This window comes from Vibrio sp. 1078-1 (assembly GCF_033340475.1).
Genome location: NZ_JAWOWM010000006.1, coordinates 1 through 22,494, shown reverse-complemented (window position 1 = coordinate 22,494; position 22,494 = coordinate 1). Strand labels below are relative to the sequence as shown.

General features: G+C 46.1%; 24 protein-coding genes. 1 reads left to right on the top strand and 23 read right to left on the bottom strand.

The genetic code is table 11. The features are described from left to right. From fliR to R7190_RS13490, 8 genes are all read right to left on the bottom strand, one after another. A complete protein-coding gene (gene fliR, locus R7190_RS13525; RefSeq protein WP_005384463.1) occupies positions 1-783 on the bottom strand; it encodes a flagellar biosynthetic protein FliR in 783 nt (260 codons plus the stop codon). 8 nt (positions 784-791) lie between these two features. Further along, a complete protein-coding gene (gene fliQ / locus R7190_RS13520) occupies positions 792-1,061 on the bottom strand; it encodes a flagellar biosynthesis protein FliQ (RefSeq protein WP_005380488.1) in 270 nt (89 codons plus the stop codon). 24 nt (positions 1,062-1,085) lie between these two features. Continuing rightward, the gene (gene fliP, locus R7190_RS13515) at positions 1,086-1,955 is read right to left on the bottom strand and encodes a flagellar type III secretion system pore protein FliP (RefSeq protein ID WP_005394311.1); all 870 of its coding nucleotides are present in this window, start codon (positions 1,953-1,955) and stop codon (positions 1,086-1,088) included. Beyond that, a complete protein-coding gene (fliO, locus tag R7190_RS13510; protein WP_005380480.1) occupies positions 1,942-2,355 on the bottom strand; it encodes a flagellar biosynthetic protein FliO in 414 nt (137 codons plus the stop codon). The genes fliP and fliO overlap by 14 nt, the downstream gene beginning before the upstream one ends. A 1-nt stretch (position 2,356) precedes the next feature. Beyond that, positions 2,357-2,767: a flagellar motor switch protein FliN gene (gene fliN, locus R7190_RS13505; protein WP_005380479.1), complete on the bottom strand. Its 411-nt coding sequence runs from the start codon at positions 2,765-2,767 to the stop codon at positions 2,357-2,359. Positions 2,768-2,825: 58 nt separating this feature from the next. Next, on the bottom strand, positions 2,826-3,872 hold the full coding sequence (gene fliM, locus R7190_RS13500) for a flagellar motor switch protein FliM (RefSeq protein WP_017635951.1): 1,047 nt from the start codon (positions 3,870-3,872) through the stop codon (positions 2,826-2,828). A 7-nt stretch (positions 3,873-3,879) separates the two neighbouring features. Next, complete coding sequence (fliL, locus tag R7190_RS13495; RefSeq protein ID WP_104975528.1) at positions 3,880-4,383, bottom strand: flagellar basal body-associated protein FliL; 504 nt, start codon at positions 4,381-4,383, stop codon at positions 3,880-3,882. 85 nt (positions 4,384-4,468) lie between these two features. Beyond that, positions 4,469-6,322 (bottom strand): flagellar hook-length control protein FliK, encoded by a 1,854-nt coding sequence (locus R7190_RS13490; protein WP_213986431.1) that lies wholly within the window; start codon positions 6,320-6,322, stop codon positions 4,469-4,471. 280 nt (positions 6,323-6,602) lie between these two features. On the opposite strand from R7190_RS13490, the gene R7190_RS13485 reads away from it, so the two are divergent. Further along, positions 6,603-6,917 (top strand): NIPSNAP family protein, encoded by a 315-nt coding sequence (locus R7190_RS13485; protein WP_005380475.1) that lies wholly within the window; start codon positions 6,603-6,605, stop codon positions 6,915-6,917. 40 nt (positions 6,918-6,957) lie between these two features. On the opposite strand, the gene fliJ is transcribed toward R7190_RS13485, so the two are convergent. The 15 genes from fliJ to R7190_RS13410 form a co-directional block, all read right to left on the bottom strand. Then, on the bottom strand, positions 6,958-7,401 hold the full coding sequence (gene fliJ, locus R7190_RS13480) for a flagellar export protein FliJ (RefSeq protein ID WP_005380474.1): 444 nt from the start codon (positions 7,399-7,401) through the stop codon (positions 6,958-6,960). A gap of 6 nt (positions 7,402-7,407) precedes the next feature. Beyond that, the gene (fliI, locus tag R7190_RS13475; RefSeq protein WP_005384474.1) at positions 7,408-8,727 is read right to left on the bottom strand and encodes a flagellar protein export ATPase FliI; all 1,320 of its coding nucleotides are present in this window, start codon (positions 8,725-8,727) and stop codon (positions 7,408-7,410) included. A gap of 3 nt (positions 8,728-8,730) precedes the next feature. Continuing rightward, positions 8,731-9,531 (bottom strand): flagellar assembly protein FliH, encoded by an 801-nt coding sequence (gene fliH / locus R7190_RS13470; RefSeq protein ID WP_005394317.1) that lies wholly within the window; start codon positions 9,529-9,531, stop codon positions 8,731-8,733. A 71-nt stretch (positions 9,532-9,602) separates the two neighbouring features. Beyond that, the gene (gene fliG, locus R7190_RS13465) at positions 9,603-10,658 is read right to left on the bottom strand and encodes a flagellar motor switch protein FliG (protein WP_005380470.1); all 1,056 of its coding nucleotides are present in this window, start codon (positions 10,656-10,658) and stop codon (positions 9,603-9,605) included. Further along, entirely contained in the window at positions 10,651-12,393 is a 1,743-nt protein-coding gene (fliF, locus tag R7190_RS13460; protein ID WP_005380462.1) for a flagellar basal-body MS-ring/collar protein FliF, read from the bottom strand. The genes fliG and fliF overlap by 8 nt, the downstream gene beginning before the upstream one ends. Before the next feature lie 14 nt (positions 12,394-12,407). Next, positions 12,408-12,719, bottom strand: coding sequence for a flagellar hook-basal body complex protein FliE (gene fliE / locus R7190_RS13455; protein WP_005384482.1), 312 nt, complete (start codon positions 12,717-12,719; stop codon positions 12,408-12,410). Between the two features lie 122 nt (positions 12,720-12,841). Beyond that, entirely contained in the window at positions 12,842-14,251 is a 1,410-nt protein-coding gene (locus R7190_RS13450) for a sigma-54-dependent transcriptional regulator (protein ID WP_053349543.1), read from the bottom strand. A gap of 36 nt (positions 14,252-14,287) precedes the next feature. Then, entirely contained in the window at positions 14,288-15,319 is a 1,032-nt protein-coding gene (locus tag R7190_RS13445) for a sensor histidine kinase (protein WP_005380459.1), read from the bottom strand. A gap of 199 nt (positions 15,320-15,518) precedes the next feature. Then, entirely contained in the window at positions 15,519-16,985 is a 1,467-nt protein-coding gene (locus R7190_RS13440; RefSeq protein ID WP_053304424.1) for a sigma-54 dependent transcriptional regulator, read from the bottom strand. A 287-nt stretch (positions 16,986-17,272) separates the two neighbouring features. Next, positions 17,273-17,683: a flagellar export chaperone FliS gene (gene fliS / locus R7190_RS13435; protein ID WP_005380457.1), complete on the bottom strand. Its 411-nt coding sequence runs from the start codon at positions 17,681-17,683 to the stop codon at positions 17,273-17,275. A 12-nt stretch (positions 17,684-17,695) separates the two neighbouring features. After that, positions 17,696-18,001 carry a flagellar protein FliT gene (locus R7190_RS13430; RefSeq protein WP_005380456.1) on the bottom strand — a complete coding sequence of 102 codons (306 nt, stop codon included), beginning with the start codon at positions 17,999-18,001 and terminating at the stop codon, positions 17,696-17,698. A 3-nt stretch (positions 18,002-18,004) separates the two neighbouring features. Then, positions 18,005-19,999, bottom strand: a complete 1,995-nt coding sequence (gene fliD / locus R7190_RS13425; protein WP_005384492.1) for a flagellar filament capping protein FliD — start codon at positions 19,997-19,999, stop codon at positions 18,005-18,007. Positions 20,000-20,020: 21 nt separating this feature from the next. Next, positions 20,021-20,455 (bottom strand): flagellar protein FlaG, encoded by a 435-nt coding sequence (flaG, locus tag R7190_RS13420; RefSeq protein WP_005384493.1) that lies wholly within the window; start codon positions 20,453-20,455, stop codon positions 20,021-20,023. A gap of 92 nt (positions 20,456-20,547) precedes the next feature. Beyond that, a complete protein-coding gene (locus R7190_RS13415) occupies positions 20,548-21,678 on the bottom strand; it encodes a flagellin (RefSeq protein ID WP_005380449.1) in 1,131 nt (376 codons plus the stop codon). A 288-nt stretch (positions 21,679-21,966) separates the two neighbouring features. After that, the coding region (locus R7190_RS13410; RefSeq protein WP_206946719.1) for a flagellin at positions 21,967-22,494 on the bottom strand (528 nt) is incomplete at its 5' end.

The following is a 22,494-nucleotide window of genomic DNA, read 5'->3' as shown; positions in this document are numbered from 1 at the left end:
TTAGCACTCCAAGCGAATGAGCCGACAAATCTGCGCCTCACCCACTGTCCAGAACATTTCATAATGACTGTATAGACCAGCCAGTATGTACCAACAAAGTAATAGACCCACCATCAAAGCAAAAGCAAAACCAAGCGAGAAGATATTCAGCTGTGGTGCGGCACGGGTCATTACACCAAACGACAAGTTAATGGTCAGTAGTGCAATAATGCCGGATAGAGACATACTCAATGCAGTTTGGAACATAATACCAAGCCAGCCTGCCATTTCACGGAAATCAACCGCGTTGAGCGAGCCGGAGCCAATCGGCAAAGTTTTAAAACTGAACACCACCAATTGCAGCATTTTTAAGTGTCCATCGGTGGCAAGGAAAAACATTGTCGTTAAGAACATGAATAACTGGCCAAGCAATGGCGTGTTCTGACCATTTGCGGGATCAACCATAGAAGCAAAGCCCAAACTTGATTGCATACCCAATATTTGACCAAGTAGGACAAAGGTTTGAATCATAAATTGAGTAACCATACCCATCGCTATGCCGATGATCATTTGCTCGGCAATGGTCATGAAGCCACGAAACGAGAGTAGCTCAATGTCCTGAGGTACGGCGGGGATGGCTGGCATGACAGCGAAAGTGATGGCTAAACCGAGGTAAAGGCGGATTCTTGGCGAAACAAATCGGGCCCCGGTTACTGTCATCACCATCAACATGGATGAGATACGAACATAGGGCCAGAAGTAGTTTGCGATCCAATCTAAGACAACGCTAGTGGGGTACTCCATAGGCGCCTCTAATAAAGCACCTGAGGTAAGCGTTCAATCAAGCCATAGAAATATTCCATCAACATTTGCGTCATCCAATGCCCAAACAGCATCAGGGCCAAAAGCGTGACAATCAAACGCGGTAAGAAGCTCAATGTTTGTTCGTTGATGGATGTCGCAGCTTGAAAAATCGCAACTACAAGGCCGATAAGCAAGCTTGGGATGATAATAGCGCAGACCATGATAAGCACCATCCAAAGTGCTTCACGGAAAAGCTCGACAAACATTTCTGGTGTCATGTCTTATCCTCTATCTGCGCTTATCTAAAGGGCAAAGCTGCCCGCAAGTGTCGAGAGTATCAAGTTCCAACCATCGACCAATACGAACAACATCAACTTGAACGGCAACGAAACAATCATTGGTGACAACATCATCATACCCATTGCCATCAGTACCGAAGCGACTACAAGGTCAATAATCAAAAACGGCAAGAAGAGCATAAAGCCAATTTGGAATGCAGTTTTTAGCTCTGAGGTGATAAAAGCCGGAATCAACACCGCCATCGACACATCTTCTGGATTCTCGACTTGCTCTCCTGACATGGTTACGAACGTCTCCAAATCTTTGATTCGGGTCTGCTTAAGCATAAATGCTTTCATTGGCGCTTGTGCAGCATCAAACGCTTCTCGCGCCGTAACTTGCTCGTTCAAATAAGGCTGAACAGCTTTGTCGTTGATTTCGTTCAGGACAGGAGACATAACAAAAAAGGTCAAAAACAGCGCAATACCAATAATAACCTGATTAGAAGGCGTTTGTTGCAAACCCATTGCCTGACGCAATATCGACATCACCACCACAATTCGAGTGAACGAGGTCATCAGAATCACCATGGCAGGCAAGAAGCCAAGCATGGTCATTAACGCTAAAATTTGTAGTGTAACCGAGTAGTCTTCACTGCCATCAGGGTTCGTGGTCATGGTGAATGCTGGAATACCACCGCCACTAGAAACGGACATAGCACGGCTAGCACCAGTATCACTTTGCATAGCCTGAACTGTAACACCACTTCCATCGGCTAAGTTATCTGGCAGCGCTGACTCCTCTGCTTCAGCAAAGGTAAATGAAGAAAACAGCACGCCGACAAAAAGTAACAACGTACTCAGGAGCAAACGAATTGGATTACCCTTTGTCATGTTTTTTAATCAGCTGGCTAAATTGAGTCGCAAAAGCATTGGTCGCCAACTCTTCCTCTTTCAGTGGCTTATCTAACTTGGCTAAAGTTTGGATCGATTGGCTAGTAATCCCAACCAAAAACTGTTCTTCACCCACTTGAACTACTGCGATTCTTTCTTTTGTACCCACTGGCAACTGACTCACTATACGCAAGCCCTTTTGTTGTCCCATCGCTGGCACTTGCATACGTTTCAGCAACCAAGCCAGCAAAAGAATCACGCCGATTACAAGCACAAGCGAGCCAAGTGTCGTCGCAAGATCCAGATTATTTGGTGCGGCAGCAAATGCATAAGGAGCACTTAGCATTAAGCTCAGTGCTCCAGTGATTTGCTTCAATCGCATTTTGATTGAACGACTCATCTTAACGCAGCTTCTTAATTCGTTCAGTTTGGCTGATCACATCCGTCAAACGGATACCAAACTTATCGTTGACGACCACGACTTCGCCGTGAGCAATCAAAGTACCGTTAACCAATACGTCGAGCGACTCACCGGCTAGACGATCCAACTCAACAACCGAACCTTGGTTAAGCTGCAACAGGTTCCGAATGCTAATTTGAGAACGACCGACTTCCATCGAAATCGTCACCGGGATATCCATAATAGTGTCGAGTTTACGACGCTCATCTTCGCTAATTGGGCTTGAAGTGTCTTTTAGCTCTTCCAGTGGCGCAGCCAATACTTCATCTACGTCTACAGAAGGGGCAGACGGGTCTTCGCCAAGAGCGGCTGCCCATTCGTCTGCTAGCTTTTGATCGTCACTTGGTTCCATTTTTCTATCCTGTGTTACGCCTTACTCATGCCATAGCATGTCTGTTTAATAAGGTATCTTAATGGTCTATATCGTCTTCATTCTCAAGCTCGGACATGATGTCTTTACCTAAGAAAGCTAAATCTGTTTTGACGACATGTGGGCGCTCAATTTCCTCAGAAATTTGCACCGCTAATTTGTCTTCCGAACGACCCATTTTTACGCGATAGGTCGGTAGGTCTTCTACAAACATCGTCGCATGTTCTGGCATTTCAATCGGGATGATGTCGCCCGGTTGCAGCTCCATGAGATCACGCAAAGAAATGTCTTTTTCGAGCAAGTTCACGCGGAAGTTAACCGGACAATCCATGATCTCTTCACGTAGTGCTGAGCTCCAGCGAACGTCCGTTTCCATCTTGTCGGACTGAACACCTGCATCCAATAGTTCACGGATAGGCTCAACCATGGAGTAAGGCATAACGACATGAAAATCGCCGCCACCGCCGTCAACTTCTATATGGAATGAACTCACGACAATCACTTCTGTCGGGCTGACAATGTTTGCCATGCTTGGGTTTACTTCAGAGTCGAGATATTCGAACTCTACCCCCATCACTGGCGACCACGCTTCTTTATAATCTTCAAATACAATTTTCAGTAACAACTGAATGATGCGGCGTTCCGTTGGGGTAAATTCGCGGCCTTCGATTTTGGCGTGGAATCGACCATCACCGCCAAAGAAGTTTTCTACCAGAATAAAGACTAAACGAGCCTCCATGGTGATCAACGCAGTGCCTTTTAACGGACGAAAACGCACCATGTTCAAACTGGTTGGCACGTACAATGTGTTCTGGTATTCACCAAACTTCATCATCTGCACGCCATTGATCGACACCTCTGCCGTTTTACGCAGCATATTAAACAGACTAATACGCATGTGCCGTGCAAAGCGCTCGTTGATAAGTTCGAGCGTCGGCATTCGACCACGTACGATTCTGTCTTGCGACGAGAAATCAAAATTGACGGCACCCTCAGTGTCGTTTTCTATCGGTTCATCGACGTCATCAACATCGTCAACCCCATGCAATAGCGCATCAATTTCGTCTTGGCTTAATAGATCGGTCACGTTTTACCTATTGAATAACAAAATCTGTAAACAGTACTTTTTCAATCACTGGCTTACCGACCGCAGCATTCAGCGCTGCTTTGATATCTTCGGAAGCACGATCGCGCAATTCCACTCGTCCTGTAGGAGAGCGCAATTGATCAACCGTCGCGGAAGCAAACGTTGATAGCATAGAGCTTTCAATCAGTGGCGAATGATACCGCGCCAACTCTTCATTTTCTGCACCGCGAACCATTAACTGCGCTTTAATTTGAACCAGCCTATCGCGGCTATCCCCAGTAACGTTAAATACAAATGCCTGAGGAAGATTCACATACGCGATGGGCGCAGCATTCGATGCCTTCACTTGAGCCTGTTGAGACGATTCAGCCTGAGCAGGTTCATCAGAGCCCATTAGAAAAAATGCCGCTGCCCCGCCACCAAGTAGTAATACTACAACAGCGATGATGATGATAAGTAACTTGCTTTTTCCTTTCGGCGCATCGGCCCCTTGTAACTGTTCTTCTGCCATTCTTGTCTCTTATTGTTCTTTTGAGTTACCAAGACGTTTTAGTGAGTTGCTTGGTAACCGTATGCCATTGCCGTTAAACGGCCTTTTATGCGTAAAAACTAATTCCATCACGCTTTGAAGCGACATTCAAATCCAGATTGACATCAGATTCAAAACCCTCTTCGGACTGTCCAGAAAAACCGCCACTTTGCGCGCTTTGACCATGTTGTTCAGCAGTATACCTACCTTGCTGTTGCCCGCTGTTTTGTTGCTGGACGGAAGAATCAGCCAGCTGCATACCTTGTTGCGCTAGCATTTCTCTCAAACGAGGGAGCGTCTGTTCAATAATGTCACGAGCTTGCGGGTTGTTCACTGTAAAATGTACATTGGCAACGTCGTTATTCATGGTCATACGAATTTGCATACGACCTAACTCTGGTGGATCAAGACGAATATCGAGATTTTTCAGATTCTTCGACATCATCATTTGCACTTTTTCCGCAACTTGCTCGTTGGCTAGCTCTTTAGTTAGTTGCAACGGAAGCTGAGCTTGTTGTGCAGCATCAATACGCGCTTGTTGCTGCACATTAATTCCTTGCTGACCTGCCATAGCCTGAAGCTGTCCAGCGAAGCCATGTTGGAGGTCCGGCTTATCTTGTTTATCCGCAGTCGCCTTTAGCGCACCAGTCGCCAATGCTGCGTTCATTACTTTCTGGCTAATCTCTCCGTCTTTCACACCTTGAAGCGACGTCGGCACTTGCGCGGCTATCAACGTATCAGGCGTTGGAGATAATGCGACTTTTTCTCCACTATGAGCAGTTTGTGGCTGGGGTACTTGAGCCGCTGTATGCTGGATTTGCTGAGACACTGCCATAGGTCCAGCCTGGCGAGTTAAATTATGTTGTACTTGTTGCTCTGCGAGAATCTGTTTAATGTCATTAGGGAGCGCAACAAATTGGGCAAGGTCTTGCTCAGGAATATCCGCCGTGATCGTTCCTTGTTTCAACCCTTCAATGATCTGAGCTTCTTGCTGAGTCAGTGGTTTTCCTTGCGCCAACTTGGTATCTATAATTTCAAGTTCATCCAAGGAGACTCGTGGAAGCGCGTCGATGTTGGAACCATCAACGTCTGTTAACAACGGCGACAGATCATTAGCTACTTCACCACTGACTGCGCTCTTAGTCGTCGGATGGCTGGCTTGTTTCGCTAGCTCTTGCCAAGCAGCAAACTCAGACGAGAGTTTGTCGACATCGATAGGTTGACCACTCTTATCTAAAATTGGCTCTAAGTCTTGTCCTGGGATCATCTGTGCTTGTTCAAGCGAATGAACTAATGGCGTTTCATTCAAAGCCAGCTCATCAAGGTTTGTCGAAACGGTTGCTTGCTCGTGGAACGAATGCACTAAATTTGCTCTCTGAGGCAAAACTTTGCCACTATCGATGGATGCATTACTCGCATTCAGGGTTTGATTCGCTTGTTCAATTCGACCAAGAAGCTGTTGTCCTTCGCCCATCGTGCTTTTTACGTCCACTGTATTTGATGGGTTGCTCGTATCGATTGATGTTGATTTCACTTTTTCAATAGCTTCAACATCATTCTCCAAAGGTGTGCTGTTACTCGCCTTTTGTAAACTTGCTTCTTCACTTAAGGTTGCATTCGGTTTGTTTGCTGATATTTCATCAAAACCATGGGGCTCGTCACTGACGGATTCTTGGCTTTCTTGCGCCAACAATTCGTCCGAGACGTTAGCAGAAGAAGTACTGCCTACATCCGCTCTTTCTTTTTCTTCAACCACTGTCGATTCTGTTGCTACTTTTTCGGGCTTTTGTTTACCAGCAAACGCATCGGTTAACGTTTCTAAAAATCCCTTGCTCTCAGTGCTCTCTGCGGACGCTTTAGCGGACACATCAGAAACTGGCGTCTTGGTAGTCGCAGATACATGGGACAAATTCACACTCATTTAGAAACTCTCGTTCTCGTGGCTCTGAGTATATCGCTGGCAGGCAGCAATACTGGCGGCAAACTAAGGTCAAAAAGACCCGACACTGACAGCTAAAATGCAAAAATCACACCACAATATTGAGCCAATTCTCGGCAAGCTAATAGATGGCATGTTTATGGAACAAACATCAACAATACTATCCGATAACCTGGTTCCTAACATGATGTACAGCTACTTGATTGACTTTGAAAAACGATAAGCGTAAACAGACATTTGACTTAACAATTAAGGAATCACTTTGAAGATCACAGAATTACGCCAATATAGAATCAGAGCAGGCAAAACAGAACAGTGGCTAAGTTGGATGAAGGAAGAACTGTTGCCCTATCAACGTTCACAAGGCATGCGTGTACTGAATACTTACGTCCACACTGGTGATGATGGACATGACTATTTTGTTTGGCTTAGAGAGTTCGACAATGAACAAGCACGCCAGGCTCTCTACGAAAAAACATACAACGAGTGGTGGGTTCGCGAGATTCGACCGAAGGTGTTTGAGTTAATTGAACAAGACTCAATCAAAGTTACCTTACTTGAATCGGTAGAGATGTAGTCAGCTGCAACACCGTAATGCAATATCGAACCGATAACGTTTAGAAACGATGTGGTTTTCGACTGTAAAGTAAGGTGGAAAACTCGTCCATTTGCTTTTGTTCGCGCTTAGCTTCAGCAAGTTGTTTCTCTTTTTCGCGTTTGTCTATCATCCACTCATAGGATTTGCGTTCTTTACGCACGGTTAACCAATATTCTTTACAGTTTTCAACCTGCTCTTTGAAATGACTTTCTGCTTGCTTTTGCTTAGATAAAGTTTCATCTAGCTGGGTAAGGAATCGATTTAAGTGTCCATATTGACTTGCCGTTAGGCCCGCCTGACCACGGTCGACGAGTTGCTGGCAATAATCAAGCCGATACTTTTCAATTTGTTCAACCTGACGGTAATAATCTTCGAGTTCAGAACGCGCTTTGTTCAGTGCAAGCACAGCTTGGTCTTCACGATCCTTAGTTTGCTCAAGTAGAAACTCCATCGCATTATTCATGCGCTATCACCCACCCAAAATGTTTCTAAGCATATTGACGCACATATCGTATGGCACCGATTCTTTCATGCTCTGCTGCAAGTATTCGTCTAACTTCGGTTTCAAAGTAAATGCGCCATCAATAGCAGGATCGGTACCCGGTTTGTACGCTCCAATCGAGACCAAATCTTGATTCTTGCGACAAATAGACAAGACCTGTCGCACCGCTTTTGACATCAGAACGTGCTCTTCGGTCGTGATTTGCGGCATAACACGGCTCACCGACTTCTCGACATCAATCGCCGGATAATGGCCTGCATCCGCCATTTCACGAGAAAGTACAATATGGCCATCAAGAATGGCTCGCGATGCGTCCGCTATCGGATCTTGCAAATCATCCCCTTCGGTCAACACGGTAAAGAACGCCGTAATCGAGCCTTGCTCGGCACTTCCATTACCCGCTCGCTCAACCAGCGCTGGCAGCTTGGCAAATACAGAAGGCGGGTAACCTTTCGTCGCTGGCGGCTCACCAACAGAAAGTGCGATTTCACGCTGTGCTTGTGCAAAACGAGTCAACGAATCCATCAATAGCAGAACATCTAACCCTTGGTCCCTGAAGTATTCAGCAATCGTTAATGCCGTTTGGCACCCCTTTAAGCGCATTAGAGGTGAAGCATCGGCAGGCGCCGCGACCACCACTGAGCGGCGACGACCGTCCTCACCCAAGATCTCTTCGATGAACTCTTTAACTTCACGTCCACGCTCACCTATCAGGCCGACGACCACAACCTGTGCGGTGGTGCCTCGCGTCATCATGCCAAGCGTGACCGATTTACCCACACCAGAACCTGCAAACAGACCGATACGCTGACCTTTACCAACCGTCAACAAACCATTGATGGCTTTTAGGCCAACATCGAGCGGTTCAGAAATTGGTTTTCGAGCCAACGGGTTGATCGGCTCGGCATTAAAAGAGGCACGGTGATCGGTATACAAAGGGCCAAGTCCATCAAGTGGATTCCCAACCCCGTCTATCACGCGCCCAAGTAACTCCATGCCGACAGGCAAACCAGCGTCACTGGTTAAAGGGGTGACTCTCGCGCCAGGTAAAATGCCCGTAATTTGTTCGCTTGGCATTAAAAATAGGTTGTCACCTGAAAAGCCGACAACCTCGGCTTCCATCTGACCTGACATGGTTTCCACTAAGCATAAACTGCCAATTGGTGCGCGACAGCCGGTTGCTTCCAACGTTAACCCAACCACACGCACCAGTTTGCCAGAGGCGACAGGGCGCGTCGTAAGGCCTTCAACTTTGTAGCTTTTTAAGCGGTCAGCGAGTGCTTGCATGGATTACTCACCCTCTTGATGACGGTTTGCGCCACAAAAGCTGTGCAATACGCTTTTGACGCGTTCTTCCATGCGATAATTAATGCTTGATTCACCGGCTTCAATCTGGACGTCACCTCGATTGAGCGATGGCTCAGCAACTAACGTCCAGTTGCGACAATTAAGGTCTTCTTCACCATAAGCTGAACGAATAATCGCGACATCTTCTGGATTCAGGTGCAAGGTAATAGGGTGGCCTGATATTGGTAGCGCTTCGACCGACTGCTTCACCGTATCTAAAATAATTTGAGGGTTGGTTTGTACTTCAACGTGCACCACTTCTTTAACTAAACAGAGCACCATATCCACCAGCTGCTTTTCAACCTGAGCATTCATCAACTCCAAAGGTTGAGCAAACTGATTGGCCAAGTTCATAAAGGTTTCAACTTGCTGCTGAATGTATTCTTGCCCTGCAGTTACCCCTTCAGCTTTTCCGAGCTCGAGACCTTCAGCATGGCCGGCTTGCAACCCTTCTTCTTTACCTTTGTCGTAACCTTGCTTAAAGCCAGCTTCCTGACCTTGATGTAAGCCTTCTTGATAAGCGCCTTGCTTAATCAGTTCAATTTGCTCTTCGGTTAGCGCAAGTGGCTGCTCTTCTTCAGGCTCATCAAAATTCGGCACCCATCCCGGGTCATAGTTGAACGCGGTTTGTTTTGCTTGTTTGGCTTTAGGCTCGCCATAATCAGGCAGCCCCCAACGTTGAGGTTCGATCATCGAATCATCTTCATCAGGACGGATAAATCCACGTTTTCTATCGCCAGCCATGGGTTACCTATTGTGTGTTCGATTAAGAAGTGAGGGTGCTCCGCAATAGGATAATTGCGAAGCAATAGAAATTATAAGAATTCGTCAGCACCGCCAGACAACATGAGCTCACCAGCATCCGCCATTCGACGGGCAATTGCTAAGATTTCTTTCTGAGCGGCTTCTACATCTGCCACTCGTACTGGCGGCATCGCTTCTATATCATCACGCATCATATCAGCAGCACGTTTAGACATGTTCTTGAAGACTTTCTCACGTAACGAGTCATCTGCACCTTTGAGTGCTTTTTGCAACACGTCTTGTGGTACGTCACGCAGCAACTTCTGAATACCTTGGTCGTCCACTTCGACTAAGTTTTCGAAGACAAACATTAGGTCTTGGATTTGCGTCGCCATGTCTTCGTCCTGATCGCGAATTTGTTCCATCAACAAACCTTCGACGTTGTTGTCTAGGTAGTTCATGATCTCCGCTGCTGCTTTCAGGCCGCCAATTTTGGCTGCTTGTGCACCCGCTTGACCCGCGAACTGTTTCTCCATGATTTCGTTCAGCTCTGCCAATGCTGATGGCTGAACTTCTTCAAGGTTGGCAATACGCATCATCAGATCCAAACGCACGCGCTCAGGGAACTGAGACAAAATCTCTGCAGATTGGTCTGCTTCTAAATAAGACAGTACGATAGTTTGAATCTGTGGGTGTTCATTGACAATAATGCTCGCCACTTGGCGTGGGTCCATCCATTTCAAAGAATCCAAACCTTTTGAGCCCGTACCAAGTAGGATCTGGTCAACTAAGTTGTTGGCTTTGTCTTCACCAAGAGCGGCAACCAGTGCATTACGCATAAAGTCTTCGCTGCCCATACCAATGTTGGTGTATTTCTGGATATCCTCCAAAAACGCACGATGAACAGCAGATACCTTGTCTTGGCTGAGATCCTTCGCGCGAGCCATCGCACTACCAACACGCTGAACCTGTTTTGGTTCTAGGTGACGGATAATGCCAGCTGCATCTTGTTCATTAAGGCTCAGTAGTAAAATTGCCGCTTTTTCTTCGCCGGTAATGGTTGAAACATCCAGCTCTACTGGCATTCCCGCGGCGTTGTCATCTTGAGGTACGATATCGTTAGCCATTGTCATTCATCCAGTTTTTCACTACTTGAGCAGCCAGTTCAGGTTCATTCGCAACCAGAGCGCGAACCGCTTTCAATACATCTTCATCTTTATGAAGGTTTGGCAAATCAATACTTGAGCCAAACTCGAACAGTTCGCTGCTTTCGATGTCACTGCCAATCAAGCTAGTTTCACCATCCGCACCAATCGGCAAGCCGTCTGGTCCGTACATTTCGTCTTCATCATCGCTGGTAGGGTTAAGCAATTTCTTCATTGCTGGGCGAACCAGAACCAACACAACCACAATAATCACTAATGCACTTGCGAACCAACGAACCCAATCACTGAAGTTAGGGTGCTCCCAAATTGGTGGTTCTTCTAGCTGCTCAGCCTCTGGCTCAGCAAACTTTACACTCAATACATTCAGCAAATCGCCACGGCCTTGATCAAAGCCAACAGTACCAATTAATACTTGGCGAATGGCATTGATTTCAGATTCGGACATTGGGGTATAAGTCACTTCACCCGTATCAGGGTTAACTTGACGACGGTCTTTAATCGCAACAGAAACGGTCTGACGAGCCACCGTCCCAGTCTGCTTTCGCTCGTGGCTGATGGTGGTATCTAGCTCAAAGTTACGCGTGGACTCTTTACGAACTGACCCCTGCCCCATGACAGAACCATCTTTCATTTGAGCCACATCTTGCGGAATTGAGGCATCCGCTGGAGGCTGATTACTCAACGCACCCGGAATACCCGCTACCATGTTACCGTTATTGTAATCTTCGAGTGCGTACTCACTGCGGGTCGCAGGGGTGTTCGGATCAAAGCGTTTGCGAGTTTGTTCAACCGCACTGAAATCCATTTGTATATCAACCTGCGCCGTATAGTTGCCATAACCTAAAATCGGTAATAGTACGGAATCAATTTTTTCGCGCAGCGCTTGCTCTTGGCTGCGTTCTAATTCTTGTTCTTTGCGTCGCGCCGCAGAAGCAGGATCTTGGGAGCCTGAGCTGAGTAAGCGGCCATGCTGATCTGTGACGGTAATTCGAGAAGTTTTCATTCCCGGCACGGCACTCGCTACCATGTCGACAATAGAATCCACTTCTTGCTGCTTAAGGTTCGTGCCTGTCGACAATGTCAAAAATACCGACGCAGAAGCTTCTTGGTTATGACGCACAAACACGCTGTGCTTTGGCAGTGCCAATAACACTCGTGCTTTGCGAACTTGCTTCATTTCTTCAATTGCTTGAGCCAATTGGCGCTCTCGACTGAGTTTGAGACGCTCTTGCTCGAGACGTTGTGAAACACCAAAACCCATGTCTTGCAGCAAAATATCATCGCCCGCTTCTGTAGCTTGGTTAACGCCGGAACGAACCATGCCAAGTTTGATCGAGTTGTACTCACTCGATTCAACAGAAACAGTATTACCATCAAGCTTATAATTGATTTTCTGCTGGTCCAGATAATCCAGAACGGGGATCAATTCTTCGGTCTCATACGCACCAAGTGGGCGCATCTCCGGTTCTTTGACCCAAAAGAACAGCATCACGATCAATGCAACACAGATGGATATCGACAGCACAAGCACAACCTGACGAAGTAAATCGAGGTCGCCCACTGCCATATCGAATTTTGACGCACTGCGCTCCTCTAGATCTGGATTTTGACTCTCCACATCCACATCGGAACTTGCTACCAGTGCACCATCTGAGCCGCCTTCAGTGACGGTTAAATCTGTAGACTTGTCTGCCACACTTATTACCTAAATTACACTGGCATGTTCATGAGGTCTTTATATGCCTCAACGAGTTTATTGCGAATTTGAACCGTCGCATCAAAAGCGACACTAGACTTGTTACGAGCGATCATAACGTCAGAAAGGGATACATCGGCATCACCACGATCAAAACGGGTTTGTAAATCACCAGATGCTTTTTGAAGTGTGTTCACGTTATTGATGGCTTTAGTTAGGAGATCGTTAAAATCTGCTCCAACTTTCGCCCCACTTGCAGTAGGAGCCGTATTGGTTGCTTCTACCATCATGGCGCGCATTTCTGCCTGAATACCATCAATTTTCATTAGCACCTCTAAGCCAAAAGATTGACTATTAACAAAACTGATTATTGACACAGCAATTAACGTGCCATAAGACATTAGCAATCAATTCACTTACACTTTTTGTCTTATGGCCGTGGTCTGTGTTAATTCGGGATATCTATACCAGCATCACGCATTTTGGCAAGCTTATAGCGCAAGGTTCGAGGGCTTATACCCAGTTTCTCCGCCATTTCTTTGCGTCGACCATTACACTCAACCAAAGTCTCCAAAATAATGGCGTATTCTTGATCGCGCAGCTCGCTGCCTAAGCCTTCTCCACCAGTTACTGGGCGGCTGACACTCTCAGCTTGAGCAACTGGCTTAACATTGGGCACGACCATATCTGCATTTTGCACCACGTGTTGCAAGCTATTGGCATCTTGCCAGTCTACGCCCTCGAGCAAAATGTGCTCTGCATCGATGTCGCCATTTTCACTTAATATCAGCGCTCGTTGAACCACGTTATCCAATTCACGAACATTACCCGGCCAAGGGTATTGCAATAGTTTTTCTAACGCAACGGTCGAGAATTGAGGCACTGGCATGCCCATTTTGCTGCAATGACGCTCAGCAAGATGCTTGGCAAGCGGTGCAATATCGCCTTTACGTTCTTTAAGTGCAGGCCACGCAATTGGGAATACATTCAGGCGGTAATATAAGTCCTCTCTGAAGTTTCCTTCTGACACGTATTGCTTAAGATCACGGTTACTCGTCGCTAACACACGAACATCTAACTTGATGCTTTTGCGACTGCCTAGGCGCTCTACTTCTCGCTCTTGCAAAACACGCAACAACTTCGCTTGCAGGTTCAGGTCCATTTCGCTGATTTCATCAAGTAAGATTGTGCCACCTTGTGCTTGTTCGAACTTTCCTGGGCATGCCTGAACAGCACCAGTAAATGCGCCCTTTTCATAGCCAAACAGTGTTGCTTCGAGCATATTGTCAGGAATCGCAGCACAGTTAATTGCGACAAAAGGACCATTTTTACGATTTGACGCGTTGTGAATATAGCGCGACATCACTTCTTTACCTGAGCCACTAGGACCTAGCACCATAACATTCGCATCTGTACGTGCCACTTTATCGGCCAACGCAAGTAGACGCAGACTTTTTTCATCTGCCACGACCGCGTCACCATTGTCATCGCTTTTGATCGGTGCATATCGACTGACCATGTTCAGCAATACTTCTGGTGCAAATGGTTTCGCCATGTAGTCAATCGCGCCGTCTTTCATTGCCGACACGGCATCTTCAATATTGGCGTACGCCGTCATTAGCAATACTGGTAAGTTAGGCCAATTCTGCTTGATGCTTTTGAGCAGAGCTAAACCACCCATACCCGCCATTTGCACATCAGAAACGACGATATCAACCGTATTCGATTTCAGCTTTAAAAGTGCATCTTCAGCACAGTCCGCTTCCAACCACTCATACCCTGCCAGAGCCAGAGTATCGACTAGGGCTTCACGAAGACCTTCATCGTCTTCTACGATCAGCACTTTGCTTTGCGCCATTATGATTCTCCAGAAATTGTTATTACCAAAAGCCGCTTATTGCGCTTCTGTTTGCACTCGCTCTAGCGGAATGCACATGGTGAAGCAGGCTCCATCACCCTGCTCTGAAATAAGTTCCAATCGACCGTCATGGGCACGGCAAACCATTTGAACAACTGCCAACCCTAATCCAGTTCCTTGAGAACGTGTGGTAAAAAATGGCTCCATGATTTTGGCTTGCAGTTCTTCGGGCACTCCCGGTCCGCTGTCTTGCACAGAAATGCGTAACTCACCATTTACCGGGCGGAAAAAAATATCGACTTGCGATTCTTTACCAGACATTTGAATCGCATTCATGACCAGATTACTTAATGCGGATGCAATGGCGTTCGCATTGCCTAGTAGCTCAGTTTGTTCTTCTTCCACTTCTAGGCAGTAATCAATACTGTTGTTTTTTAGCGCGGTTTCGACCATCGGCTGATATTCCGCTACCAACTGGGCAATCGTGAATGGCTTAATGACTTTATTATCACCACCTTTAGCAAAAAGCAGCATATCATTAACCTGCTTTTCCAAATCGTGCAGTCGATCCATTAATTTGGTTTGGAAGCGATCTTTTGTCGCTGGAGGAAGATTTGGCGCTCCCAAATTGGATGCATATAACATAGCGCTCGACAGCGGCGTTCTTACTTGGTGAGCAAGCGACGCAACCATACGTCCTAACGACGATAAGCGCTGTAAATCACTGACACGAGCTTGAAGTAAACGGGTTTCGGTTAAATCGGTAATCAGGATCAATTGACCTGTTGTGGACGCCGAGATGGCGAGTCGAACTTTACGGCCATTACGTAATGAAACTTCGTGGCCATCATCTTCACGTGGGTCAAACACCGCCTGGATAACGTTGAACCATTTTTCGTTAACCAGTGGAATCTCAAGAATTCGGTGCGCTTCTGGATTTGCTTCACGCACTACTCCGTACGTATCGAGCAAAATCACTCCAGCAGGCATCACATCGAGCACCTGTTTGTAGCGCTCAACCTGATTCTCTACGGAATCTAAATGGGATTGATTGGTGTTGTTATCCATTACTGCCTGTCGAAATATCGCCGCTAAAACTAAAATAGCTTGGTAAGCAATTAGCATACCAAGCTATTTTCTATATTTATCAGGACGTTAAGCTATCGACAATAAGTTGACACTCAGAGATAACGGTTTTGGATGCCAGAAAAACGATGTTAACCAGCCCAAGTGATTATTCAGATATCGTCTTAAAACTTCACTTTACCTAGCGCTGTAAGTTGTACTTACGCATTTTTTCCACCAGCGTAGTACGTCGCATACCCAGCATGTCGGCCGCTCTTGCTACAACGCCACCCTGCGCTTCTAATGCTTGGCTGATCATATTAACTTCTAAATCAGCCAGCAGCTCTTTCAAATTAACCCCTTCCGGTGGCAGCGCTTGCGGGGCGTTCATGCTGTGATCAAGGTCGTCTTGATCTTCAAAGCTAAAATCTTCAGAGAAGATATCTTGGAATACATCACGCTCTTGCTCTTCCACCGAAACAAATGGGTTGCTCTCTGGTTGGAACTCTGGGATGTCACTGTAGCGATATTTGGTTGGTAGATGGTTTACATCCACCAAGCTATTTGGATACAGAATAATCATTCGCTCAACAAGATTAGCCAACTCGCGTACGTTGCCCGGCCAGTTATGCTCCATCAGTGAGTTGATTGCACGAGGTGTAAAGCAGATAGGTTGTCCGCCCTCCGCCTCTAAACGTGTCATCAGTTCTTGCAGCAGCAATGGTATATCTTGTTTGCGCTCTTTCAGCGCTGGCATCTCAATTGGAAACACGTTCAGACGATAGAACAAGTCTTCTCGGAACGTACCTTCTTCAATCATATTTTCTAGATTACGGTGTGTCGCCGCCACAACTCGAACATTTACCTTGATGGTACTATTGCCACCTACACGTTCAAAGCAGCGTTCTTGCAATACACGAAGCAACTTTACTTGCATCGACATTGGCATATCGCCAATCTCATCAAGAAAGATCGTGCCACCGTCTGCGAGCTCAAATCGACCTTTACGGGCAGTTAACGCACCAGTAAACGCGCCTTTTTCGTGACCAAATAATTCGCTTTCTAGGAGCTCAGGCGGTATTGCACCACAGTTAATAGGTACAAATGCGCCATCGCGGTATGAAGAGTGATAGTGGATGTTACGCGCAACAACTTCTTTACCTGTACCGGACTCACCTAAGATCAACACGTTTGCTTCCGTGTTTGATACTTGCTCAATCAGGTGTCGAACTTCTTGAATACCTCTACTTTGACCAACTAAGCTGCGAAAAAGCGTGTTTTTGCGTGCACTAGCAACAACATTCACTCCTTTTCGCCCCAGAAAATCTTTGCAGTGGCGTAACGCTTCACTAAGCTGTGGGTAATTAAGCGGCAGCTCTAGTTCACCAACAAAATTTGGAAGATCATCAACAGGCAAAGGAAAACGGCCCATGACTAGAAGAGGGATGTGGTAAGCGCTGTTTAAATGAGAGATAACCGTACTCGCCGCTTGACCTGCTGGAATATTACCAACAATACAGCACGACCATACGCTAGACCAATCAACAACGCTGAGCTGATCAGAACTGACCGCTTCGCAATTTTCTCCAACAAATTCCAATATATTGCTTAAATTTAAACGACTTGATGCGTCATCATCAATTACAAGCAGCTTTGCCAAACCATGCATAAGTAAGAATGATTGCCTTTATTTTAGGTGCGTTGCGGCCAAACCTTGATTTGCGCAATTGGGTGCTAAAGAAGGCAGAACCACCACACTCAATTTACGATAGACAAAATAGGAAAATCAGCAACAAAAAAGCCATTAGGGCTACTAATGGCTTCTATTTTATTTGAATATAAAAATAAGGCAACCAAGCAATGGAGAGGTGTGAGCTTGATAGAAACTTTGCTACACAACTCGTTGCGCAATTGACAAATATATTCGTCTAGTATCTTAACGCATTGTTTTGACTATTAAATACCAACTTCAGCAGCGGTAAGATTATGAAACTCTGTTGGGATTTGGTCCCAAGCGGACTTGATCTCACGGATAATGTCGATAACGTCGTCGATCAGCTGAGGCTCATTTTGATGGTTAGCAGCAGAAATTTGCGTGATCATAAACTCATACAGTGAATCTAAGTTTGAAGCAATATCACCACCGTCATCCATAGATAGACAGCTGCGTAGCGCGATAATGATGTCTAACGCTTTACCCAAGCGCTCACCTTTTGCTGGAATATTGCCTGCTTGCATGGCTGCTTTACCTTGAATAAGGCGCTCAATCGCACCAGCCATAAGCATTTGAATGACTTTGTGCGGAGAAGCCGCGCTAAGCTGGCTGTCGACTGATACCTTTTTGTATGCTTGCAAAGAACCGCGCATAGTAATCCTCTTTTAAATAAATTTTTTGTACTGCTGAAGTGAACGCTGGCCATAACGAAACTTATGGAGCTCTTTTCCGACCTTTGACGTTTCCGATTGCATCAGCTCGACAATTCTTTTGGTACGAGTTAGCAATGCTTGCCACTCTGCATCCTGCTTAACCAAAGGATTTTGATGAATAATTGGTAACAGGTTTTGCAATAACCGTTCCCTGATATCGACCAAGCGAAGAATTTCTTCAGCATTAAAATCAATTTTTTCTAATTCTTGCGTAATTAGTTGATCTATATCACTAATTTCCATGAGTTCTTTTTGCATTTATTAACCCAACGCACTCATCAAAGCGCCTAACTGGCCTTGCATTTTACCGGTCGCATCTTGCATCGCGGTAAACTTCGCATGAGTACGCTTCTCTAGGCTTTCCATGCGGCGATCTAATGCCGCTTGATCGTCACTCAAACGGTAGTTTTGTTCTGTGAGACTTTTTTCTCGAGTACGAATACTGCCTGTAATACCTGTGATACCGTGAATCGCATCTTCTACTCGTTTAGCAAAACCTGTGTTGCCACCGAAGAACTTTTCTAACTCGTTGAAGTTATTGTTCAACTGGCGATCTAGCATGTCATAGTTGATTTCTAGGGTGCCTTGACGTGTGGTCGTAATGCCAAATTCTGTTAAGGACTTTAGGTTTTCAGGCGCCTTATCGATTCGAGTAGAAAAGACCGATTTTAATCGTGAATCTGCACTGCGTACGGTGCTGTCACCTGACAACGGCCCTTTTTGACCAGTTACCGGATCCACACTCGCCAACGCTTGGGAGGTTTGATAAAACGAGTTATACGCTGCCACAAAGTTTTCGATATCGTTGCGTACACTTTGACGGTCGTACTCGACACCAATTTCAGCAGGCGGTTTATTCGGTTCTGATTTGCCTTTTAGTGTTAAATCAACACCTTCGATCGCATCTTCAATCACATTGTTGTGGCTAGATAGCTTTGCCACGCCATCAAGCAGAACTTCTGAATCTTGCCCTGCTTGTACTTCTGTCATTCCAAGGTATTGTTCAAAAGCAGATTGTGCCTTTGCGATTTTCGCTTCTGCTTCATCAATTTTTTCCAGACGCTCACGTTCTTGAGGATCAAGTTTAGCGCGATGAATTTGCTTAGCTTGCGCTTCGGAAAGTTCACCACGTGCCACTTTTTCGTCTAACGCTTGCTTTTCACTCGCAATTTTTTGCTCGATTTCCGCTTTTTCTTGCTCAAGAAGCTGCTTAGCCTCTTTCGTCGTAACGTAAGAATCGGTTAGGGTGCCCGATGCGGCATTATTCCAGCCTGGTACATCTGGTGCCTTCTCTATTGCCTTTTCGTCGAGTTCGAGCTCTGGTTCTTCATAAGAGTCCAACAAAGTACCTGACGCAGTTTCTGTCCACCCTGGAATTCTGTCTTCAGGGCGTAAACTCGCGCGTCGGTTGGCTTCATCAATGGCTTCTTGACCAGCTTTGGCTGCTTCTGCACCCGCCGCAGAGATTGGCGCTTGCGATGCATCATCTTGTACATCGTCTGCCGCTTTTTGCTCTTCTGGAGGTAGAGGATTGCCGTTTGCATCCAGCTCTTCTGCTGGTTGTTCCGGAAATTTAAGAGGACCTAAGACATCTTCCGCCGCTGAACGAGCTTCTTCAAGCGCGTTGACGCGGTCTTCAAGTGTTTGGTATTCGAAATATTTAAGAGGGTTGCCTTTTTCTGCCTCCACACTGACTCTGATTTGATGATCCTTACCAGAGAGGTTAGAAGCAAGGATAAGGCGTGGACCTTCGACGTCGTTAATAAGAGATGCACGAACGCCAGGGTTATCTTTAGCGCCATTAATGCCGCGTACGACATCGATGAGCTTAGATCGGGAACGAACATCGATATTAAAACGCTCGTCACCAAGCGAAATCTGCAGCTTACCAGGGCCAAATTTTGCGTCTTCTGGCAATACGTCAGAAGCGACTTTATGGCTCTGAGCAAGCTGCAACACATCGATAGCATATTTGCCAGCGATAGCATCTGTGGTTGCCGTGGCAGATACAATATTGTCATTGGTCGTTTCGACGGTGCGAACGGCAAATGCTTTCTCCTGACGAAAGTTCGCCATGAGATTTTTCATCGTATCCAATGATTCTCTGAGTCGCCCGTAAGCACTGATACTGGCATTAATTGTCGTGCGTTCGTTGTCGATGCGTTGCTGCTTTGGTACGCGTTCGGCATCCACAATTTTGCTGACCATGGAATTAATATCCATGCCGCCAGACATCCCCAAAGGGCCTAAACTCATCAAATCACCTCTAAAAACGACTTACACTTTTTCAGTCAACAACCCGCTGTTGGCTGTGTGCTCAGCTAGGCGACGCAATACCACTAGCATTTCTTCATCAGGAATTTGACGAATCACGTCACCGGTATTGGCTTCATAAATCGTCACCACATCTCGTCCGGATTCTTCATCCACTCGAAATGCGACTCCTTTGTTTATGGACGTTACAAATTCATTCATTTGTGCGACCAATTTTTCACGTTCTTCTTTGTTCAGTTCTTGACGACTTTCAGCCATCTCGATCGCAGCTTGAACAGAGAAGTCGTATTCGGTGTTTTTCGCTTTTTGCGGCGAAATCTCACCATTTGAATTTGCTGGGCTAGACGTGCCTATATCATTGCCATTTTTATTTGCAAACTTTGTGCCATTTGGCGTGCCGTAAGGCTGGATGTTCGATGCGTAGGAGGATATATCCATTACAATCTCCCTTCCACCTTATGGGCTAACGATAGAATCTATCGCTTTGGTGCCCCAGCACTAAGGTGTTGACCTCAGGCTGGGTTTACCACTTAGCCCAACAAGCTTAGCGCTGCAGATGGAGACTGCTTCGCTTGAGCCAGGATTGAAGTACTTGCTTGCTGAAGAATTTGCGACTTAGTCATCGCAGTGGTTTCCTTCGCGTAATCAGTATCTTTAATACGGCTTTTAGACGCGTTAACGTTCTCGTTAATGTTGTCTAGGTTGCTGATTGCGTGGTTGAAGCGGTTTTGGAAAGCACCGAGTGAAGCTCGTTGGCTGTCTACGGACTTAAGAGCGCCGTCGATAACCGCTACTGCTTCTTGAGAGCCAGCTACTGTGGTTACGTCGATGTCTTTCACTGTTACGTCTTTCGGACCACCAAAGCCGATCTCGTCTGCTAGGTTGCCAGAAAACTCAACATCACCTTCAACTTTTTGAGAAGAAGCAAATACTTGTAGTTTGCCATCTTCGCCAACAGAGGCTTTTACATCATCGTTTTGACCGTTGATGTATGTCGCTAGCTGTTCAATATCATCGCCTTGCTTAGCGCTGATTGATAGCTCTTTCTCTTCACCCTGCTTGTTGGTGTAGCTCATTTTGAACTCTGTTTTCTCACCAACAGTCCAAGATGCGTCTTTACCCTCTTCTGCTGCGTAGCTCTTACCACCCATTGCTGAAGTGTCTGAGCGTAGGTTACCCATAGAAAGCATCACTGCTTCACCTGAGTCCGCCCCGATTTGGAAAGACTGAGTACCGTAAGTACCGTTTAGAAGCTTGTTACCACCGAAAGAGGTAGTTTCAGCAATACGGTTTAGCTCGTCGTTTAGCGCTGTTACTTCTTCTTGGATCGCTACACGTTCTGCTTTTGAGTTAGAGCCGTTCGCCGATTGAAGCGAAAGATCACGCATACGTTGTAGGATGTTGGTAGATTCATTCATTGCACCTTCAGCAACCTGTGCAATAGAAATACCGTCGTTTGCGTTTTTCACTGCCATGTCTAGGCCACGGCTTTGTGCATTCAAGCGGTTTGAAATCTGTAGACCTGCAGCATCGTCTTTCGCGCTATTGATTTTATAACCCGAAGACAAACGCTCCATTGATTTTTGTTGACCGTCAGCTGCCTGGTTTAGGTAACGCTGTGCAGTCATCGCAGAAACGTTAGTATTAACGTTAATCGCCATAATTGATCTCCTTAAGGCTTTAGTGAATGTACCGTCGTGTCTCTCACCTCACTTAGGTACATCTCATTTCTCTCAGTCCCTTTAACGGCGACCGATGAATATCCTTTAGAAGAAATTTTCAATTTTTTGCGATTATTTTCTTTGGCTTACTGAAATGTGATGAAGCTCTAATGTCGTGATTCGCAGAAATCCTGGGGCCCCAAAAGACAGAAAAAAACCCAGCCGAAGCTGGGTTTACTCGCTCATCTCTCACCACGAGCCAATGAGGTTCTCGTCTTAGGTTTGAAATTAACCTAGCAGACTTAGCGCTGAGTTTGGCGCTTGTTTCGCTTGCGCAAGGATTGAGCTTGACGCTTGCGATAGAATTTGTGACTTGGTCATTGCCGTCGTTTCTTTCGCGAAATCTGTATCTTTGATACGGCTCTTCGACGCATTCACGTTCTCGTTAATGTTGTCCAAGTTGCTGATTGCGTGGTTGAAACGGTTCTGGAATGCACCTAGCTCTGCGCGGTGGCTGTCTACGTATTTCAGTGCTGCATCGATGATAGCAACAGATTCTTGTGCGCCACCAACTGAGGTTACGTCGATAGTATCTACCGTTACTTTTTTGCCTTCGCCCAAACCTAGTTCACCAGATAGACCGCCTGAAAACTCGACCTCGCCCTCAACTTTGTTGTTGCCAGCGAAGATTTGCAGTTTACCGTCTTGGTCTACAGAGGCTTTCACTAGGTCAGTTTGGCCGTTAATGTAAGTCGCAAGCTCTTCGATATCGTCACCCGCTTTTGCGCTGATGTTGATTTCTTGCTCTTGGCCGTA

Bases quoted from the DNA above. Each gene is read 5' to 3' on its own strand.
- fliR (WP_005384463.1), bottom strand. From the start codon at position 783: ATGGAGTACCCCACTAGCGTTGTCTTAGATTGGATCGCAAACTACTTC.
- fliQ (WP_005380488.1), bottom strand. From the start codon at position 1,061: ATGACACCAGAAATGTTTGTCGAGCTTTTCCGTGAAGCACTTTGGATG.
- fliP (WP_005394311.1), bottom strand. From the start codon at position 1,955: ATGACAAAGGGTAATCCAATTCGTTTGCTCCTGAGTACGTTGTTACTT.
- fliO (WP_005380480.1), bottom strand. From the start codon at position 2,355: ATGAGTCGTTCAATCAAAATGCGATTGAAGCAAATCACTGGAGCACTG.
- fliN (WP_005380479.1), bottom strand. From the start codon at position 2,767: ATGGAACCAAGTGACGATCAAAAGCTAGCAGACGAATGGGCAGCCGCT.
- fliL (WP_104975528.1), bottom strand. From the start codon at position 4,383: ATGGCAGAAGAACAGTTACAAGGGGCCGATGCGCCGAAAGGAAAAAGC.
- R7190_RS13490 (WP_213986431.1), bottom strand. From the start codon at position 6,322: ATGAGTGTGAATTTGTCCCATGTATCTGCGACTACCAAGACGCCAGTT.
- fliJ (WP_005380474.1), bottom strand. From the start codon at position 7,401: ATGAATAATGCGATGGAGTTTCTACTTGAGCAAACTAAGGATCGTGAA.
- fliI (WP_005384474.1), bottom strand. From the start codon at position 8,727: ATGCAAGCACTCGCTGACCGCTTAAAAAGCTACAAAGTTGAAGGCCTT.
- fliH (WP_005394317.1), bottom strand. From the start codon at position 9,531: ATGGCTGGCGATAGAAAACGTGGATTTATCCGTCCTGATGAAGATGAT.
- fliG (WP_005380470.1), bottom strand. From the start codon at position 10,658: ATGGCTAACGATATCGTACCTCAAGATGACAACGCCGCGGGAATGCCA.
- fliE (WP_005384482.1), bottom strand. From the start codon at position 12,719: ATGAAAATTGATGGTATTCAGGCAGAAATGCGCGCCATGATGGTAGAA.
- R7190_RS13450 (WP_053349543.1), bottom strand. From the start codon at position 14,251: ATGGCGCAAAGCAAAGTGCTGATCGTAGAAGACGATGAAGGTCTTCGT.
- R7190_RS13445 (WP_005380459.1), bottom strand. From the start codon at position 15,319: ATGGATAACAACACCAATCAATCCCATTTAGATTCCGTAGAGAATCAG.
- R7190_RS13440 (WP_053304424.1), bottom strand. From the start codon at position 16,985: ATGCATGGTTTGGCAAAGCTGCTTGTAATTGATGATGACGCATCAAGT.
- fliS (WP_005380457.1), bottom strand. From the start codon at position 17,683: ATGCGCGGTTCTTTGCAAGCATACAAAAAGGTATCAGTCGACAGCCAG.
- R7190_RS13430 (WP_005380456.1), bottom strand. From the start codon at position 18,001: ATGCAAAAAGAACTCATGGAAATTAGTGATATAGATCAACTAATTACG.
- fliD (WP_005384492.1), bottom strand. From the start codon at position 19,999: ATGAGTTTAGGCCCTTTGGGGATGTCTGGCGGCATGGATATTAATTCC.
- flaG (WP_005384493.1), bottom strand. From the start codon at position 20,455: ATGGATATATCCTCCTACGCATCGAACATCCAGCCTTACGGCACGCCA.
- R7190_RS13415 (WP_005380449.1), bottom strand. From the start codon at position 21,678: ATGGCGATTAACGTTAATACTAACGTTTCTGCGATGACTGCACAGCGT.